Source organism: Microbacterium trichothecenolyticum, from assembly GCF_041938625.1.
Lineage (GTDB): Bacteria > Actinomycetota > Actinomycetes > Actinomycetales > Microbacteriaceae > Microbacterium > Microbacterium trichothecenolyticum_D.
The window spans coordinates 4,527,409-4,545,943 of record NZ_CP169427.1 but is presented as its reverse complement, the minus strand read 5'-3'; the positions used below and the strand labels follow the sequence as shown (position 1 = coordinate 4,545,943).

Genomic DNA, 18,535 nt, shown 5'->3' with positions numbered 1-18,535 from the left:
ACGCGCATGCACGGAGAGATAGCGTGAGTTCATGATCCCGGTCGACGATCCCGCCCTGGTGCGGTTTCTGGAGGCGGACGGAACGTTCGCGCCGAGCCCTGCCGCCGAACCGTATCGGGAGGCCGTCGAGAGTCTCGGCGACGCCGATCTCGAGGCGTTCTACCGCGACATGGCCGTCATCCGCGCGTTCGACGTGCAGGCGACGAACCTCCAGCGCCAGGGCCAGCTCGCCCTCTGGCCCCCGAGCCACGGCCAGGAGGCCGCACAGGTCGGCTCGGCCCGCGCCGCACGTGCGCAGGACCACCTCTTCCCGTCGTACCGCGAGCACGTGGTCACGAAGATCCGCGGCGTCGACCCCATCGACATCATCCGCGTGATGCGCGGCCTGACGCACGGCGGGTGGGACCCGACCGACCCGAAGAACGGCAACACGCACATCTACACGCTCGTGCTCGGCTCGCAGACGCTGCACGCCACGGGCTTCGGCATGGGGCTGGTCTTCGACGGCCGCTGCGGCACCGGCGACCTCGACCGCGACGAGGCCGTCATCGTCTACTACGGCGATGGGGCGTCCAGCCAGGGCGACGTGCACGAGGCGATGGTGTTCGCCGCCAGCTACCGCACGCCCGAGGTGTTCTTCCTGCAGAACAACCAGTGGGCCATCTCGGTGCCCGTCGCCACGCAGTCGCGCTCGCCGCTGTACAAGCGCGGCGAGGGCTACGGCATGCCGAGCACCCTCATCGACGGCAACGACGTTCTCGCGAGCTGGGCCGTCACCCGCACCGCGCTCGACGACGCGCGAGCCGGCGGCGGACCGCAGGCGATCGAGGCGATGACGTACCGCCTCGGCGCGCACACCACGAGCGACGACCCCACCAAGTACCGCACCTCCGACGAGGAGGAGGCGTGGCGCCGCCGCGACCCGATCGCGCGCATGAAGGCGTTCCTCGTCGGTCGTGGCGCGTCGGACGCGTTCTTCGCGGATGTGGAGGCCGAGGCTCAGGCGCTCGCCGACGACGTCCGCACGCGTACCAACGCCCTCGGCGGGCTCGACCGCGACGACATGTTCGCGCACGTGTATTCGGAGCAGCATCCGCTCATCGACGAGCAGCGGCAGTGGCTCGCCGACTACGAGGCATCCTTCGAAGGAGGCGCATCGTGAGCACTTCGACCACCGACACGACGGCACCGGCCACCGACCCGGCCGCGCCCGCCGTGCAGACCATGCCGTTCAGCCGGGCGATCAACGCCGGCCTGCGCGCCGCGCTCGCCGGGAGCGACCGGGTCCTCCTCATGGGCGAGGACATCGGCAAGCTCGGCGGCGTCTTCCGCGTGACCGAGGGACTGCAGGCCGAGTTCGGCGAGCAGCGCGTGCTCGACACCCCGCTCGCGGAGTCGGGACTCGTCGGCACCGCGATCGGGCTCGCGATGGCGGGCTTCCGGCCCGTCGTCGAGATCCAGTTCGACGGGTTCGTCTTCCCCGCGTTCGACCAGATCACCTCCCAGCTGGCCAAGTTCACCAACCGCCACGAGGGCGCGCTGCAGATGCCCGTGGTGATCCGCATCCCGTACGGCGGGCACATCGGCGCCGTCGAGCACCACCAGGAGAGCCCTGAGGCGTACTTCACGCACACCGCGGGCCTCCGGGTCGTGAGCCCCTCGACACCGAACGACGGCTACTGGATGATCCAGGACGCCATCACGTCGCCCGACCCGGTGATCTTCCTCGAGCCGAAGAGCAAGTACTGGCAGAAGGGTGAAGTCGACACGTCGGCGCGCGCCCTCGCGCTCCACGCCTCGCGCGTCGTCCGCCGCGGCACCGATGTCACCCTCGTCGGCCACGGCGCGATGGTGACCACGATGCTGCAGGCGGCCGTGCTCGCCGAGGCCGAGGGCACGAGCATCGAGGTCGTCGACCTGCGCTCGCTGTCGCCGGTGGACTACGGCCCGATCCTGGACTCCGTCCGCCGCACCGGCCGCATGGTCTATGCGCAGGAGGCCCCGGGCTTCACCTCGCTCGGCTCGGAGGTCGCCGCGACCGTCATGGAGCGCGCCTTCTACGCGCTCGAGGCGCCCGTGCTGCGCGTGTCGGGCTTCGACACCCCCTTCCCCCCGGCCAAGCTCGAAGGTGCCTACCTTCCCGACGCCGACCGCATCCTCGAGGCCGTCGACCGGTCCCTCGCCTACTGAGGGTCTCGGTCGTTGAGCGAGCGAGGAACGAGCGAGTCGAATCTCCCCGGGTGTGCGCGATCGTCGGAGGCGTCTCGACTCGCAAGCTCGCTCAACGACCGGGTATCCGAAAGGACATGACATGAGCACCCAGACGTTCGTCCTCCCCGATGTCGGCGAAGGCCTCACCGAGGCTGAGATCGTGCAGTGGCGCGTCGGCCCCGGCGACAGCGTCGCGGTCAACGACGTGCTGGTCGAGATCGAGACCGCCAAGTCGCTCGTCGAGCTGCCCTCCCCGTTCGCCGGCACCGTGGGCGAGCTGCTCGCGGCCGAAGGCGCGACCGTGAACGTCGGCGCCGCGATCATCACGATCGCATCGGAGACGGATGCTGCGCCCCCCGCCACCGTCGGACAGTCCGAGCACGGCGAGCCCGCCGAGGCCGGCGAGGGCGCGGTGCTCGTGGGCTACGGCACCGGCGGCCATGTCCAGTCGCGGCGGCGCAAGCCCGCGGTTCCGGCCGAGGAGCGGGTCGCAGCATCCGTCGGTGTGATCGCGAAGCCCCCGATCCGCAAGCTCGCGCGCGACCTCGGGGTGGAGCTGTCGGCCGTCGCACCCAGCGGCCCCGCGGGCGAGGTGACCCGCGAGGATGTCGTGCGGCACGCGTCGCAGGCCAGCGTCTTCCGCAACATCGAGACCCCGGAGTGGGGCCGTGAGCGCGAGCAGACCATCCCCGTCTCGGCGCCCGCGCCGGCGCCCGGCCCGGCCGCCGTCGCTCCGTCGACGCCCGCGCCCGACGCCGCCGGCCGCGAGGAGACGATCGCGGTGCGCGGTGTGCGCAAGGCCACGTCGTCGGCCATGGTGCAGTCGGCCTACTCGGCGCCGCACGTGTCGGTGTGGACCGACGTCGACGCCAGCCGCACGATGGAGCTCGTCAAGCGCCTCAAGACCTCGCCGGACTTCGCCGACATCAAGGTCTCGCCGCTGCTGATCATGGCGCGCGCCGTGATCTGGGCCGCTCGGCGCACACCGATGGTGAACGCCGCGTGGGTCGATGTGGAGGGCGGCGCCGAGATCCGCGTGCGCAACTACGTGAACCTCGGCATCGCCGCCGCGACCCCGCGCGGCCTCCTCGTGCCCAACATCAAGGATGCGCAGGACCTCTCGATGCGCGAGCTCGCCCGCGCCCTCGAGAAGCTCACGCTCACCGCGCGCGAGGGCAAGACGACCCCCGCCGACCAGCACGGCGGCACCATCACGATCACGAACATCGGCGTCTTCGGCATGGACGCGGGCACGCCGATCATCAACCCCGGCGAGGCCGGCATCGTGGCACTGGGCACGATCCGCCAGAAGCCGTGGGTCGTCGACGGCGAGGTGCGCCCCCGCTGGGTCACCACCGTCGCGGGGTCGTTCGACCACCGCGTCGTCGACGGCGACGGCATGTCGCGCTTCATCGCCGACGTCGCCTCGATCCTCGAGGAGCCCGCGCTCCTCCTCGACTGACGCGGCTCAGCCCACGACGGCAGGGCCTCGCCGAAAAGCTCGATGAACTTCCGGCTCACACGTGCAGGTAAGGGTCCTCCCGTCTGCGCCGCCACGCACCTGCATCGACGCACCGGACCCGCCGAGGGCGTGTGAGCCGGAGGTTCATCGGCGCGGCGACGACTGATGGACGTGTGAGCCGGAAGTTCATTGATGTGAGAGGTGCAATCGATCCTCAGTTTGAGAACGATTCTCATTAGCGTTAGGCTCGAGGGCATGACCTCCCTGGGACGTTCCCTGTCCGTGCTCGGCCTGGCGGCAGCATCCGTTCTCGTCCTTGCGGGATGCGCGGGCACGGCCGCGGGCGACGACAAAGGCGACGGGAAGATCGCGGTCGTCGCGTCGACCAACGTGTACGGGCAGATCGCGGAGGAGATCGGTGGTGATCTCGTCGCCGTCACGTCGATCGTGACGAACGAGTCGCAGGATCCGCACTCGTTCGAGCCGAGCGCGCGCGACCAGCTCGCCGTGTCGAAGGCTGACCTCGTCATCGAGAACGGCGGCGGGTATGACGCGTTCATCGACGCGCTCATCGAGTCCAGCGGCACCGACGCGCCGGTCGTCACTGCGGTCGAGTACTCGCACGACTGGCCCGAGAACGCCGGCCACGACGACGAGAGCGCGGACGACGCCGAGGACCGTACCCACGCCCACGACCACGGCGACCACGACCACGAGCACGTCGAGGGGTTCAACGAGCACGTCTGGTACGACCCGCACACGATCGTGCACGTCGCCGAGGCCATCGCGGTCGAGCTCGGCGAGCTGAGCCCCGACGACGCCGAGACCTTCACCGCCAACGCCGAGGCGTTCTCCGGCGAGGTCGACGGCCTCGAGGCGTCGCTCGACGAGATCGGCGCGGCGCACGGCGGCGTGCAGGTCTTCGTCACCGAGCCGGTGCCCGTCTACCTCGTCCAGGCGGCGGGTCTCGAGAACGTGACGCCCGAGAAGTTCAGCGAGGCGGTGGAGGAAGGACAGGATGTCGCGCCCGCGACGCTGCTCGAATCCCTCGATCTCGTGAAGGCAGGCGAGGTGAGCGTGGTCATCACGAACACGCAGACCGGCGGCGCCGAGACCCAGCAGATCGTCGACGAGGCCGACGGGCTCGGCATCCCGGTGATCGCATTCTCCGAAACGCTGCCGGAGGGGCAGACTTACATCTCGTGGATGCAGGCGAACATCGAGGCGCTGAGCGCAGCGCTGGACGCGTGACGCCGGCGCCCCGCGGCGCGGAGCGTCCCGTGATCCTCAGCATCCGGGACGCCGCGCTCCAGCGCGGCGACCGGGAGCTGTGGGCGGGGCTCCACCTCGACGTCCACGCCGGCGAGCTCGTCGCCGTACTCGGGCCGAGCGGTTCCGGCAAGACGACGCTGCTGCGCGCGATCCTCGGCCTCGAGCCGCTGTCGAACGGCGAGATCACCGTGGAGGGCGAGCCGGTGGCCCACAAGGGCAGTCGCAGCATCGGCTACATCCCGCAGGCCCGGCCACTGCCCCGCGACACCTCGCTGCGGGGCCGCGACCTCGTGACGCTCGGTGTCGACGGCCACCGCTTCGGCCTCCCGATCCCGCGCCGCGGCGACCGCGCCCGCGTCGACGCCCTCATCGACGCGGTGGGCGCCCGCGACTTCGCCGACCGCCCCGTCGGCCTCCTCTCCGGCGGCGAGCAGCAGCGCCTGCGAGCCGGCCAGGCCCTCGCCGACGACCCGCCGCTCCTCCTGTGCGACGAGCCGCTCACGAGCCTCGACCTCGCCAACCAGCAGGCGGTCATCGGCCTCATCGACCGGCATCGCCGGGAGAAGGATGCCGCGGTCCTGCTCGTCACGCACGACATCAACCCGCTGCTGGGCAAGGTGGACCGCATCCTGTACATCGCGAACGGGCGGTTCACCCTCGGGACGCCCCAGGAGGTGCTCCGCTCGGACGTGCTCACGGCGCTCTACGGCGCGCACGTCTTCGTGCTGCGGGCGGGAGACCGGCTCGTGGTGGTCGGCGCGCCCGATGCCGAGGCATCCCACCACCATCACGACCCCTCATCCCACGAATGAACAGGGCCGACGCATGAACGGGAACGACATCGCCGACGCGATGTTCGGCGGTCTGCCCTACTACGGCGAGATCCTCGCGCTCGTGTCGAATTCGGTATGGGCGGGCGCGGTGCTCGGGCTGGTGGGCGGACTCGTCGGCGTCTTCGTCATACAGCGCGACATGGCGTTCGCGGTGCACGGCATCAGCGAGCTGTCGTTCGCCGGTGCCGCGGCGGCGCTCCTCATCGGGTGGGACGTCGTCACCGGATCCATCGTGGGCTCGCTCATCGCGGCCGCTCTCATCGGAGTGCTCGGCGCGAAGGCGCGCGACCGCAACTCGATCATCGGTGTGCTGATGCCGTTCGGGCTGGGTCTCGGCATCCTGTTCCTCTCGCTCTACGACGGCCGCAGCGCCAACCGGTTCAGCCTGCTCACCGGCCAGATCGTGTCGGTGCAGACCGGGCAGCTCGGCTGGCTCATCGGCATCGGCGCCGTGGTGCTGCTGGGCCTGCTGCTCATCTGGCGGCCGCTGCGGTTCGACTCGCTCGACCCGCAGTCGGCCGCCGCGCGCGGCGTGCCGACCACCGCGGTCTCGCTCGGGTTCATGCTGCTGCTCGGCCTCATCGTCGCCGTCGCCGTGCACATCATCGGCGCGCTGCTCGTGATGGCCCTGCTCGTCACCCCCGCCGCCGCGGCGATGCGGATCGTGTCGGGCCCGCTGTCGGTGCCACTGCTGTCGGCGCTGTTCGGCTTCGTGTCGGCGGTGGGCGGCATCCTGCTCGCGATCATGGGCACCCTCCCGGTGAGCCCGTACATCACCACGATCTCGTTCCTGATCTACGTCGTCTGCCGCGTCGTCGGCTCCCGCCGCGACCGCGTGACGCGCGTCGCCGTCGCGGAGCCCGGCCGATGACCCGCGCCACGACCTGCTCCCCTGTCACGAAGCGCTGCCCGCGGCGACAGTCTGTGACAGGTGAGCAGAAGGGGCGAGGGGTGATGGGCGCCCGGGAGACGCACAGAACCCCTCGGTAGACTCCCCACCATGGCCCAGCGCAACACGTGGCAGCGCGAACGCGTGCGCGAAGCGCTGTCGGACGCCCGCGGATTCGTCAGCGCGCAGTCGCTGCACGCCACCCTGCGCGGCGAGAACACCGGCATCGGACTCGCCACCGTGTACCGCGCGCTCGCCGGACTCGCGGCCCAGGGCGAGGCAGATTCGCTGCAGAGCCCCGAGGGCGAGGCGCTCTATCGCGCCTGCTCCAGCACCGGCCATCACCATCATCTGATCTGCCGCTCCTGCGGACTGACCGTCGAGATCGAGGCGACGGACGTCGAGCAGTGGGCGAAGCGCACCGCCGAGCGCCACGGATTCCGCGACGCCGAGCACGTCGTCGACATCTTCGGGCTCTGTGCGAACTGCGCGGCCGCCCGGGATGCCCAGCGTGACGCGAACTGACCCCGGAACACGTGAACGCTCTGCGGAGCACCGCCACGGATCGACGACGGATGCTGCGCCCCAGCCGTCCGCGCAGGCGCGTGCCCTGCTTTGGCTCGGCGTGGGCGTGGCCGTCGTCGCCGGCCTCTTCCTCATCGACTGGCTCGCGCCGACCCTGTTCCCGGCGTCCCTCCCCACCCGCGCGCAGGACGGTCTGACGCTCGCGATCAGCGTGCTCATCGAGTCGCTGCCGTTCGTGGCGCTCGGCGTCGTGCTGTCGATCGTCGTGCAGGTGTGGGTGCCCCCGGGTGTCATCGAACGGTGGATGCCGCGGCGCGGGTGGGCGCGACGCGCGGTGCTGTCGCTCCTCGGCATGATCGTGCCGGTGTGCGAGTGCGGCAACGTCCCGTTCGCTCGTGGCCTCCTCATGCGCGGATTCTCGGTCCCCGAGACGCTGACGTTCCTCATCGCGGCGCCGATCGTGAACCCGATCGTCATCATCACGACGCACCAGGCGTTCGGCTTCAGCGACGGCATCCTCGTCGCGCGCCTGCTCGGCGGGTACGCGATCGCCAACCTCATCGGATGGCTGTATTCGCGGCATCCGTCTCCCGACGCGCTGCTCACCGACCGCTTCCGCGACACGTGCGACCTCGTGGTGCACGAGCCGGGCGGCAAGTGGCGTCGCACGCTCGCGCAGTTCGTGATCGAGCTGCGCGCGGTGATGCCCGCACTGGTCATCGGCTCGGCGCTCGCGGGAGCGGTGCAGGTGCTCATTCCGCGCGAGGCGCTGCTTGCCATCGGTGCCAACCCGGCGCTGTCGATCGTCGCGATGATGGCACTGGCGATGGTGGTGTCGATCTGCTCGAACGTCGACGCGTTCTTCGCGCTGTCGTTCGCCTCGACGTTCACGCCCGGGTCGATCGTCGCGTTCCTGCTGGTCGGGCCGCTCGTCGACGTCAAGATGCTCGCGCTGATGCGCACCACGTTCACGTGGCGCACACTCGGCGGCATCGTCGTGGTGGTCGTGCTGTCGGCCTTCGCGATCGGAACGGCGGTGAACCTCCTTGCGTAGGGCCGGCTTCGTCGGCACGCGGTGGCTCGGGGTCGGGCTCGCCGCGGCGCTCGCCGTCTTCACGATCTCCCTCGCGGTCACCGGACGGCTCGGGCTGTACATCAATCCCGACTCCACCTGGTTCGCGGTGTCGATGTCGGTGTTCGTGCTGATCGGGGCGGTCGCCTCGTTCGCGCTGCCGCTCGGCGCCGAGGCCGACCACGGCCACGACCACGGCGCGAGCGCGGCGGTCCGCGCCGGCGGCGAGCAACAACTCCTCAGATCCGTGCCCGGCTCGCAGGATTCGGGGCGGTCAGGCCGGGGTTCTCTCAAATCTGAGGAGTTCGGGCACGGCAACCACGAGCGCGACCACGACCACGACCACCACACGCCGCACCCGCTCGGGCTCGCTGCCACGGTCGCCGGCGGGGTCGCGGCATCCGGGGTCGTCGTCCTCACCCTCGTGCTTCCCCCGGCCTCGCTGAGCGCCGAGCTCGCGATGTCGCGCGACGTGGGCGCGACGCCGCTGTTCGGCGGCTCCGACACGATCCAGCTCGCCTCGACCGGCGACACGGCGTCGTTCGGAGTCGGCGAGTGGGCGACGGTGTTCGCGACGGCGACCAACCCCGACGCGTTCGACGGCGAGACGGTCGAGCTCACGGGCTTCGTGACGCCGGGCGAAGGGGGCGCCTTCGACCTCACGCGCCTGGTCATCACGCACTGCGTCATCGACGCGCAGCCGGCGAGCCTTCCGGTGGTGGCCGGCGCGGGCGCGCCCGACACCGGGCAGTGGGTCACGATCACCGGCACCGTGCGCTCCTCGTCGGACGGGCAGCTCGTCGTCGACGCGGCCGCGGTCGAGGAGATCGCCGAGCCCGAGGACCCGTATGAGTACTGACGCGCGCACACGTCGTTCGCGGTCCCGGCGTCGTCGGGGCCGCGCGTTCGTCGGGACCTTCGCGATCGTCGCGGGCCTGCTCGCCGTGCTCGGGCTCGCCGGGGCGGCCGCGAGCGTCGCGCAGGGGCCGCGGGTGACGCAGGCGTCCGTGGATCCGGAGGCGGCGGCCGCAGCATCCGGTGCCCGTCTCATCGTGACCACGACGCAGTCGCTCGCCGACGTCGACCCCTCTCAGGTGACGATCACGCCCGCGACGCCCTTCGCGGTCGATACGTCGGGGCGCAGCGTCGGCGTGCGGTTCACGCTGCCGCTGTGGGACGACACCGAGTACACCGTCACGATCGACGACGTGGCGTCGCTCGGCGGCGGGCCGACCGCGACCATCACCGAGACGTTCCGCACGCCGCCGACCGAGGTGTTCCTGATGCAGCGCGGGACGAATGCGGGCGACCTCATCTACCGCACCGACCTCAGCGGGCAGAACGCGGTGCCGGTGTTCCGGCACGAACACATCGAGGACTTCCGCGCGACGGCCCAGCACCTCGTCGTCTCGGTGCGCACCGACGACGACCAGGCAGGGCTCATCGTGACCGACCTCGACGGCGAGAACGCGCGCGAACTTCCGCTCCCCGGCGACGGATTCGTGTCGAACCTGCAGACCGCCGACCGCGGTGAGCGCATCGGGTACACCTTCTCGGATGCCGAGCTCAGCGCCGACTCCGGCCGCGAGAGCCGGCTCTACACGGCGTCGCTCAGCGACCCGACCGCAGAGCCGATCGCGATCGAGGTCGAGGGCGCCGACCCTCGCGTGGCGGAATGGCGCTTCGTGCCCGACACCGACAGCATCCTGCTGCTCTCGTTCGACGGGTCGCTGCTGCTCACCGGGTCGGAGGCCGGCAGCGGCGCACCCACGGCGCTCGGCGACGCGATGACGATCGAGGGCATCGCCCGCGGATCCAGCGAGGCCGTGGTGGACCGCCTCGACCACGCCGCGGTCATCGACCTCACCGACGCGAGCGAAGAGCCGTTGGTCGAGCCCGACATCGATCTCGGCGGAGCGTCGTCGGTCACGCCGCTCCCCGACGGCTCGACGATCCGCACGGCCGCGGTGCTCGACGCCGACGGCGTGCCGACCGGGCGTACGTCGGTTGCCCACCTGGACGCGGACGGCGCGACCACGATGCTCACCGAGATCGCCGACACGGATGCCGTCATCCAGGTGTGCGTGTCGCCCAGCGCCCGCTACCTCTCGGTGCTCGTGGCGCCCGACGCCGTGACGAACTCCTACGACACGTACCAGCACCCGATGCCGGAGCGCCCCGAGACGCGCATCCTCGAGGTCGCCGACGGCGATCCGGTCGTCGCCCTCAACGGCGCTTCGATCTCGTGGTGCCAGGTGCCTCCGCGCTGAGCCCGGGGCGCGCCTCGGCGTTCCGCCGGGCATCGAGGCGCAGCATCCGTCCGCTGTCCCGCACGGATCGTGCGATCTCGCCGAGGTGACACGAACCGCACGTGCGCAACGTACGCGGTCGGCGAGATCACACGATGTCGACGCCGGCTCGGCTTATGGGCCGGAGGCGGGAGGAGCGGATGCTGCGTCCTCGTCGTCCGTCTTCGAGGCCGCCGGGACCGGCAGCGTGGACGGCAGCCCGCTCGACAGCATGAGGCCGAGCACCGTGAGCGCGAAGACGAAGAACAGCGACTGCCGCAGCGACTCGACCTGCGTGTCGGCGTAGAGCTGGGCGATCTCGGTGGCGGACTCGGGGTCGGCCCCGGCATCCGTCAGCAGGTCCTCGGCCTGCTGCTGCGAGATGATCGGCGCGCCCTTCGACGCCGTCGCGACGACCTGGCTGCGGATGTCGTCGGGAATCGTCTCGCTCTGCTCCACCGCTGCCGTGAAGCCCGAGGTGAGCAGCAGGATGAAGACCGAACCGACGATCGCCGTGCCGAACGACGAGCCGAGGTTCTGGAAGGTGCCCTGGAGGCCGCCGACCTCGGACGTGTCGGACTGGGAAACGGCGGACATGTTGACGTTTCCGAGCTGCGAGGCGAGCAGGCCGAACCCGGCGCCGACCACGAACATGCCGGCGGCGAAGGCGAAGTCGGCGAGCTCGGGCTGCACCGCAAGGAACACCACCAGCACGCCGAGGCCCAGCGTGAGCTGCCCGATGCGGCCGATGTTCTGCGCCGAGCGCACCGTCGACAGCCGCGACCCGAGGATCGAGAACAGGATGAGCCCGAGCGACAGCGGAAGGATCTTGAGGCCCGTCTGCAGGGCGTCGTACCCGAGGATGGTCTGCAGGTACACCGGCACGACGAAGAACAGCGCCGCGATCGCGAAGTACTGCGCCATGAACATCGTCAGGCCGCTGCGGAGCGCTGTGATGCGCAGGAGGCTGACCTTGAGCAGCGGCACGCGGCCGCTCCGCTCGAGCTGCTGCTGCCGCTTGACGAACAGCCACAGCACGACGATCGACAGCAGGATCAGGTACGCCACGGGCGAGATGCCGAGCGGCGCGAACGGCTGACCGTTGACGACCGGCGGGTCGAGCGGCTGGAACCAGCCCCACGTCTTGGACTGCAGGATGCCGTAGACGAGGAGTCCGAGGCCGAGGGCCGAGAGCACGACGCTGAGGAGGTCGATCTTCAGCGTGCGGTCTCCGGGGACGTCCTTGATGCGTCCCGACACGATCAGCACGAGGGTCATGACGACCGCCTCGGCGACGAAGACGTAGCGCCACGACGAGTACGTCGTCACGAGACCACCGATGAGCGGGCCTGCTGCCGCCGCGCCGCCGGTGACCGCGCCGAGCACGGCGAACGCGACCACGCGCTCGCGGCCGGTGTAGTTGATCGCGGCGAGGGCGGCGATCGCGGGGATCACGAGCACCGCACCGAGGCCCTCGACCAGCGACCAGCCGATCATGAGGACCGTGAGGTTCGGCGAGAGGGCCGTGGTCAGCGAGCCGATGCCGTAGACGATCGACCCGATGCGGAACGCGAGGCTGCGGCCCCAGCGGTCGCCGAGCTTGCCGCCGGTGAGCATGAACGCCGCCATCGTGAGCGCGTAGAACGTGATCGCCGCCTGCATGCCCGAGATGTCGGTGCCGAGGTCATGCGCGACGGTCGAGATCGAGACGTTCATGACCGTACTGTCGAGCACCATGATGAACTGCGCGACGCTCAGCAGGATGAGCACGAACCACTTCCCCATGCGGGAACAGTAGCGCTCACCGCGGCCACCCGACGTGCATGTTGCGTCGGCGCGCGGACGTAGACTCGCCCCATGGCGCGGGACCTCTGGCGTGCGGCGACCCGAGCCGACCTGCGGGGCCTGCCGGCCGACGTCGCGCCGCGCCTGCTCGGAGCGCGGCTCACGACCGTGCTCGAGGGTGAGACGGTGGCCGTGCGTCTCACCGAGGTCGAGGCGTACCACGGCCGCGGCACCGGGCCGGTGCCCGATCCCGGCTCGCACGCGCGCATGGGTCGGACCGCCCGGAACGCCACGATGTGGGGCGAGCCCGGGCACCTGTACGTCTACCTCAGTCACGGCATCCACTCCTGCGTGAACGTCGTGTGCGGTCCCGAAGGCATCGCCGGCGGTGTGCTGCTGCGGGCGGGTCAGGTCTTGGAGGGGACGGATGCTGCGACCCGCCGCCGACCGGCGGCCCGCGCACCGCGCGACCTGGCGCGCGGACCCGGTCGGTTCGGCGACGCGGTGGGGCTGCGGCATCCGTTGCACGACGGCATCGACGCGATCACCGGCGCACCCCTGTACGGCGCGGTCGCCCGCCTCGAACTGCTCATCGACCCGCTCACCGAGGTGGCGTCGGGGCCGCGCGTCGGGGTGGCAGGAGTGGCGGGCACCGCCGAGTTCCCGTGGCGCTACTGGATCCCGGGGGATGAGACGGTGTCGCCGTTCCGATGGGGACGCGGCGCGCGCGAGGTCAGCGCAGCGACGTGACCGCGACGACGGTCGTGCGCAGCGCCTTCATGTTCTTCTCGTAGCGGGCGGCCATGAAGATGAGCAGCGCGCCGCCGAGGCCGAGCCACAGCCACCACGGCACCGCGACGTAGGTGGTGGAGATCCACGGCCAGAGCTGGGCGACGCCGTGCACGATCAGCACCCCCGAGCCGAGAACGAGCGGCGCCTGCAGCCGGTAGATCGCGCCGATCACGACCATCGCGATCCCCACGACGCCGAGCGACACGATGCGCCACAGCTCGGATTCGCCCAGCCAGGGCTCGTCCGCGGCGCCCGGGATCGGCGATCCGCCGAAGTCGTGCAGGAGCGACGGCACCGTCAGCAGTGCCAGCCATGGGCCGAGCGTCGGCCAGGTGCGCGACTCCGGTGCGCGGCGGAGGGTGCGCACGCCGTAGGCGATGCCGCCGAGCGCGGGCGGCACCGTGACCAGCTCGATGGGGCGGACGTCGCCCACCGTGAGCGCCAGGATGCCGAAGCCCGCGCCCGCGATGGCCGCCGCGATGGCGAGGGCCAGACCGAGCCGCGCGCGGGCGGCGACGCCGACGACGGTCGCCGCGGTCAGCGCCGACATCACCGCGGCGGTGCGGAGCTCGTCGCCCGTCTGCTGCACGAGCAGCAGCTGCAGCTCGGCGAGGGCGAACAGCACCGACGCGACCGCGAAGCCCGCGCCGGCGGTGAGGCCGACGACCCGGGACGGCGTCGCGCGGAGCGCCGCGAGCGCGATCGCCCCCGCGATCCCCGCGCCGGCCACCGCCCAGAGGTCGGGTTCGAGGCCGCCGGCGGGCGCGACCTCGAGGAACCGGATGCCGCACGCGACCACCGCGACGACGAGCCCGCCGACGGCGAGCCCGCCGCCCAGCGGCGCCCAGCGGCGCAGGCTCAGCACCGAGGCGCCGGCGACGCCGAGCACGCCGCCGATGACGGCGGTCACGGTCGTGAGCACGAGATCGGCCTCGGGGCGCGTGAGCGACATCGCGACGAGCAGCGCCGCCCCGGCGGCGGCCAGGGCGGCCGCGCCGCGTGCGCCGGCATCCGTCGCTCCGCGCGCCGTCAGCAGCACCGCCACCACGACGGCGCCGAGGCCCGCGACGATGGCGGCCACGGCCTCGCCGTCGAAGCCCGGCGGAACGAGCCCGCGCAGGCCCATCACGACGGCGGCGAGGCCGAGGAGCATCGCCGTCGGGGTGCGCAGGGTCCAGACGTCGACGAATCGCGGGGTCCGCGGCGCGGACGGCGCGACGGCGACACCGACGGGCGGCTCGTACGCCGGTGGCATCGCAGGCTGTACCGGCGGTGCGGCGGGCGCGGCGGAAGAGGAGAACTGCTCGGCCGGCACCTCTCGCGCCGGCTCCCGCACCGCGGCCACTCCGGCCGCGGCCGCGAGGGTGAGCGCCAGGTACGCCCAGACCCGCGCGGGTTCCGCGGCGACCAGGAGGCTCGGCGCCGTGGCGAGCACCAGGCCCACGATCCACGCCGGACCCTCGGCACCGGGCCAGACGGCGCCGGCCCGTCGGCGACGGAGCATGCCCAGCACGGCTCCGACGAGGCACATCGCCGCCACGGGGAGCGACACGGCCTCGACCTCGGTCGCCGCGCCCAGGAAGAAGCCCACCACTCCGACGACGAAGGCACCCGCGAGCGAGATCCAGCGGGTCGTGCCGGTCAGCGGCAAGCGGTCCAGGCCCGCCGCGGAAAGATGCAGCGCGGCGAGCATGATGATCGTCCCGGCGACGATGCGCGGCTCGTCGGCGACAGGCACGATCGCGACGATCGCGGCGACGAGCGCCACCGGCGGCACGACCAGCGCGCACAGTCCCGACGAAAAGCGGCTCGGCCGGGCGAGCGTCGCGCCCCAGCCCGACGCGTACGCGACCGCGACGAGCAGCACGAGCCAGAGCACCTGCGGGCCCTGCCCCTCGAACGCGCGCTCGACGGCGACGAGTCCGATCGCGATCACCGCCACTGCGCCGCCGAGAGGAGCGGCGGGACGGATGCTGCGCACCGGCGTGAACGACAGCGCCAGGCACACCGCCACGGCGACGAGCGCGATGACCACGCCTCGCAGGGTCTCGCCCGACCATCCCTCGATCGCGGGCGCCCAAAGGCCGAGAGCGAGACCGCCCGCCAGCGCGATGCTCGCCTCGACGCGGCGGCGGAGCCGCACCAGGAGAGCGGCGAAGACCACCAGCACGACGGCCGACGGCACCACGTACGACTCCACGGTGAAGGACGTGTCAGGAGTGCCGGCGTCGAGCCACGACCACCACGCCGCGATCGCCGCGACGACCGCCGGCCACGCCAGCAGGCGGCGCGGAGCGTCGAGGAGCGGCATCCCCTCCCGCTTCGACGCGAAGCGATCGTCGGCCGGGTCGGCCGCGAGCGCCCCCACCCAGCCGCGGGACACGGATGCCGCGGCGAAGCCGAGTGCGACGATCGCGAGTGCGGCCCACGCCAGCAGAGGCGTCACCGGCCACACCACGACGAGCACCGTGACGGCCGCGCCGAGGTCGGCGGCCAGCCGGCGGAATCCGGGGTCCGCAGGACGTGGCCGCAACAGTCCCGGGGCGATGTCGGCCGGCCATTGCGGGACGAGCGCGGGCGGCGCGTCGCCGGTGGCCGGGCGTCCAGATATGGTGGCCGCCGAGACGAGTGGCACGACGGCCGCGGCGGCGGTGAGGACGAGCGGCGCCCAGTCCGTCGAGCGCAGATCGAAGGTGCCGAGCACGTCGTACGCCGTCGCGGCGGCGAGGGGCGCCGTCAGGGCCGCGGCCAGGATCGTGGGCACGCCGGAGATGCGGGTGAGGCCGAACGCGACGATCGTGAGACCCGCGAGGAGGAGCGCGCCGCGCGCGATACCGAGGCCCGGTTCGCCGATCGCGGTGAGCAGGGCGTTCTCGGAGAGGGCGGCGGGGTTCACCGCGACTGCCCCGACGGTGCCGACCAGCCCGATCGCGGCGAGGACCTCGGCGGCTGCGGCCAGCCCGGTGCGACTCGCCCGCTCGAGCGGGAGCGCGACGGCAGCGACGAGCGTCGCCAGAGCCACCCACTGCAACAGCACTGCGATGACGGGCGTCGCCTCGCCGTACAGTCCGGTCACCGCGGACGTCGCGCCCGCAGCGAGGGGAGTCGACAGGGCGGCGACGGCCACCGGAGCGAGTGCCGCCGCTACCGCGGCCACCCCGTTCGGGCGCAGTGCCAGCCGCAGCGCGATCGGGTATGCCATTGCGACGGCGACCCCGACGAGCCACAGCCACGGCGTCGCCACGCCGCCCGCGTAGGCGGTCGCGGCGGCGATCCCGCCGGCGATCAGGTACCCGACCGGGACTCCGCGCGCCATGAGGCCGGCGGCAGGTACGGGCGCGGCGTCGGCGTCATCGCCGCGGCGCCGATCACGGTTCCCCAGGATCGCGACGACGACAGCGACGATGACCAGCGCGGCGGCGATGCCGACGAGCACGCCCGGCACGGCCGTGCGCGCGCCCGCGACGAGGAGGACGATCGTCCCCACCACCGGCGTGAGCTGCCGCGGCCACGAGCCGGCGAGCGTGGGAGCGGCGAACAGCAGCCCAGTGATGACCACGGCGGCGATCACCGCGAGCAGCGGACCATCGGGTGCTGCGACAGGCGCGGCGAAGGCATCCGTGCGCCACGCCGTCCAAGAGGCGCGGATGGCGATGATGGCCTGCATGCCCCAGTCGATCACCACGATGACGATCGACACCCCCGCGATGACGGCGGACGCGATCGCCGCGGGCAGCCACGCGCGCGTGCCGCGACGGCTTCGCGCGATGTCGACGGCCACCGCGATCAGCACGGCGAGCACCGGTGCGACGAGCACGCCGTACACCGCGAGGTCGCTGCGGAGGGCCAGCTGCCAGCCGGCGAGACCCGCGGCGGCCACCGCGACCACCGAGGCGACCCCTGAAACCACCGCTGCGGCAGGCAAGGGCGCGCCGTCGACCGGCCGATGGGCGAGCCACGCGTGCGCGATGCCGAGCACGACGAGCCCGATGCTCGACCAGATGACCACCGGAAGCGCGTCCCAGGTCAAGAGCGCCGCGGAGACACCCGCCGCGACCAGCGCACCCACGCCGCTCAGCGCGAGCACGAGGCGCTCCGCGACGGCGTTCCGGCCGCGCCGCGCCGACGAGAAGGGTGCGGGCAGCGCGTGCGCCAGCCCGCCGGCGGCCGCCCCGAGCAGGCCGGCCGTCAGTGCTTCGGCGAGCGGCAGCGACGTCAGCCCGCCCACGAGGAAGCCGAGGCCCGCAGGCAGGGCAAGCGACGCGGCGAGGTCGGGCCCGCGCAGGTGCGACACGCGCGCCCACAGGCGGGAGATCACCGCGACGACGAGAGCGGATACTCCCGCATACAGCGCCGCATCGGTCGACCCGGTGCCGAACAGATCGTTCGCCCGCACGGCCCAGGCGTCGAGGGCGAGCAGTCCCACGCCGAGCACGCCGATCCCCTCGGCGGTAGCCGTCAGGCTGCGCCGCCGCAGCCACGACGCCAGCGCGATCGTGGCGAGCGTGATGCCGCCGATGATGAGCGCGCGCACCGTGATGTCGTAGACGAACCAGGCCAGCAGCAGGAAGAACACGGCGGCGACGCCGACCAGCGAGACTCCGACGATCAGCAGCAGCACCGGGACGGTCAGCCGGCGACGGGGAGCGGATGCTGCCACCGCGGCCGGTTCGGAAGGTCCTGGTCTTCGCGGCCCCCAGGGGGCAGGAGACGCCGACGCGGGCGGTGCGGACGGAAGGGCCGAGGCGGAGGGCAGCGGCGGCACGGGAGGAATCGGCGACGCGCCGGCTGCGGTGGACCAGAAGTCCGTCCTGGACTCCGCGGCGGTCATCAGTTCGATCGACTCCGGCGCCGTGCTGGAGGCGGCTGCCGGCGCGGCGACGACGGGGACGGCGCCGGTCGGCGGCGCCGCGCCGCCGAGCAGCGCCTCGGTGGCGGGTGCCAGGTGCACCGCGACGCCCGCATCGGCGACGGTCTCGGCCGCGACGAGCTCTGGCGGCGCGGCGAGCGTTGCGGGCGCAGCATCCGTCTTCGTCGCCATCGCCGTCGCGTGCGCGAGGCGGATCTTGTCCATCAGCTGCTGGCGCGACAGCTCGAGGGTGAGCATCTGGCGACCGAGCTCCAGCACCCGCGGCGCACGCGGGTCGATCAGCGCGAAGCCGCACGCGGGGCACAGCTGCGCCGTGACCGCGGTGAAGCACGACGGGCACCGGTGCGCGTCGGCGAGGTCGTAGGGAGACGCGGGCCACAGTGGGCCGTCGTCGTGCCAGTCGCTCATGTCCATCCCCTCTCCCGGGATTGACGACATGGTCCACCCGAAGTGCGGCTCGGCGCGGGATTTTGTAGGGGCGCACAACGCGGCGCGCCGCCGGCGCCCGGTGTCTTGGAGCAACCCCGAGGACGCAT

General features: G+C 72.2%; 13 protein-coding genes. 11 read left to right on the top strand and 2 right to left on the bottom strand.

Annotated elements, in window-relative coordinates; genetic code table 11:
- Positions 1 to 31: 31 nt before the first annotated feature.
- The 10 genes from ACEYYH_RS20965 (at position 32) to ACEYYH_RS20920 (ending at position 10,534) form a co-directional block, all read left to right on the top strand.
- Positions 32 to 1,162 (top strand): thiamine pyrophosphate-dependent dehydrogenase E1 component subunit alpha, encoded by a 1,131-nt coding sequence (locus ACEYYH_RS20965; RefSeq protein WP_374976209.1) that lies wholly within the window; start codon positions 32 to 34, stop codon positions 1,160 to 1,162.
- A gap of 62 nt (positions 1,163 to 1,224) precedes the next feature.
- On the top strand, positions 1,225 to 2,190 hold the full coding sequence (locus ACEYYH_RS20960; RefSeq protein WP_374978274.1) for an alpha-ketoacid dehydrogenase subunit beta: 966 nt from the start codon (positions 1,225 to 1,227) through the stop codon (positions 2,188 to 2,190).
- A 121-nt stretch (positions 2,191 to 2,311) separates the two neighbouring features.
- Positions 2,312 to 3,673 (top strand): dihydrolipoamide acetyltransferase family protein, encoded by a 1,362-nt coding sequence (locus ACEYYH_RS20955; RefSeq protein WP_116195216.1) that lies wholly within the window; start codon positions 2,312 to 2,314, stop codon positions 3,671 to 3,673.
- Between the two features lie 255 nt (positions 3,674 to 3,928).
- Positions 3,929 to 4,924, top strand: a complete 996-nt coding sequence (locus ACEYYH_RS20950) for a metal ABC transporter substrate-binding protein (RefSeq protein WP_374976208.1) — start codon at positions 3,929 to 3,931, stop codon at positions 4,922 to 4,924.
- Between the two features lie 29 nt (positions 4,925 to 4,953).
- Positions 4,954 to 5,757, top strand: coding sequence for a metal ABC transporter ATP-binding protein (locus ACEYYH_RS20945; protein ID WP_374976207.1), 804 nt, complete (start codon positions 4,954 to 4,956; stop codon positions 5,755 to 5,757).
- A gap of 13 nt (positions 5,758 to 5,770) precedes the next feature.
- A complete protein-coding gene (locus ACEYYH_RS20940; RefSeq protein WP_374976206.1) occupies positions 5,771 to 6,649 on the top strand; it encodes a metal ABC transporter permease in 879 nt (292 codons plus the stop codon).
- Between the two features lie 129 nt (positions 6,650 to 6,778).
- Positions 6,779 to 7,192, top strand: a complete 414-nt coding sequence (locus ACEYYH_RS20935; RefSeq protein WP_116195219.1) for a transcriptional repressor — start codon at positions 6,779 to 6,781, stop codon at positions 7,190 to 7,192.
- Positions 7,179 to 8,246, top strand: coding sequence for a permease (locus ACEYYH_RS20930; protein WP_374976205.1), 1,068 nt, complete (start codon positions 7,179 to 7,181; stop codon positions 8,244 to 8,246). The genes ACEYYH_RS20935 and ACEYYH_RS20930 overlap by 14 nt, the downstream gene beginning before the upstream one ends.
- Positions 8,239 to 9,123 (top strand): TIGR03943 family protein, encoded by an 885-nt coding sequence (locus ACEYYH_RS20925; RefSeq protein ID WP_374976204.1) that lies wholly within the window; start codon positions 8,239 to 8,241, stop codon positions 9,121 to 9,123. Before ACEYYH_RS20930 ends, ACEYYH_RS20925 begins: the two co-directional genes overlap by 8 nt.
- Positions 9,113 to 10,534 (top strand): hypothetical protein, encoded by a 1,422-nt coding sequence (locus tag ACEYYH_RS20920; protein ID WP_374976203.1) that lies wholly within the window; start codon positions 9,113 to 9,115, stop codon positions 10,532 to 10,534. Before ACEYYH_RS20925 ends, ACEYYH_RS20920 begins: the two co-directional genes overlap by 11 nt.
- Positions 10,535 to 10,687: 153 nt before the next feature.
- Here ACEYYH_RS20920 and ACEYYH_RS20915 read toward each other — a convergent pair whose 3' ends face one another.
- Positions 10,688 to 12,337 (bottom strand): MFS transporter, encoded by a 1,650-nt coding sequence (locus ACEYYH_RS20915; protein ID WP_374976202.1) that lies wholly within the window; start codon positions 12,335 to 12,337, stop codon positions 10,688 to 10,690.
- Positions 12,338 to 12,409: 72 nt separating this feature from the next.
- Between ACEYYH_RS20915 and ACEYYH_RS20910 the strand changes: the two genes are divergently transcribed.
- The gene (locus ACEYYH_RS20910) at positions 12,410 to 13,087 is read left to right on the top strand and encodes a DNA-3-methyladenine glycosylase (RefSeq protein WP_374976201.1); all 678 of its coding nucleotides are present in this window, start codon (positions 12,410 to 12,412) and stop codon (positions 13,085 to 13,087) included.
- Here ACEYYH_RS20910 and ACEYYH_RS20905 read toward each other — a convergent pair.
- Positions 13,071 to 18,407: an SCO7613 C-terminal domain-containing membrane protein gene (locus ACEYYH_RS20905; RefSeq protein WP_374976200.1), complete on the bottom strand. Its 5,337-nt coding sequence runs from the start codon at positions 18,405 to 18,407 to the stop codon at positions 13,071 to 13,073. The two genes, ACEYYH_RS20910 and ACEYYH_RS20905, sit on opposite strands and share 17 nt — an antisense overlap.
- Positions 18,408 to 18,535: the final 128 nt, after the last annotated feature.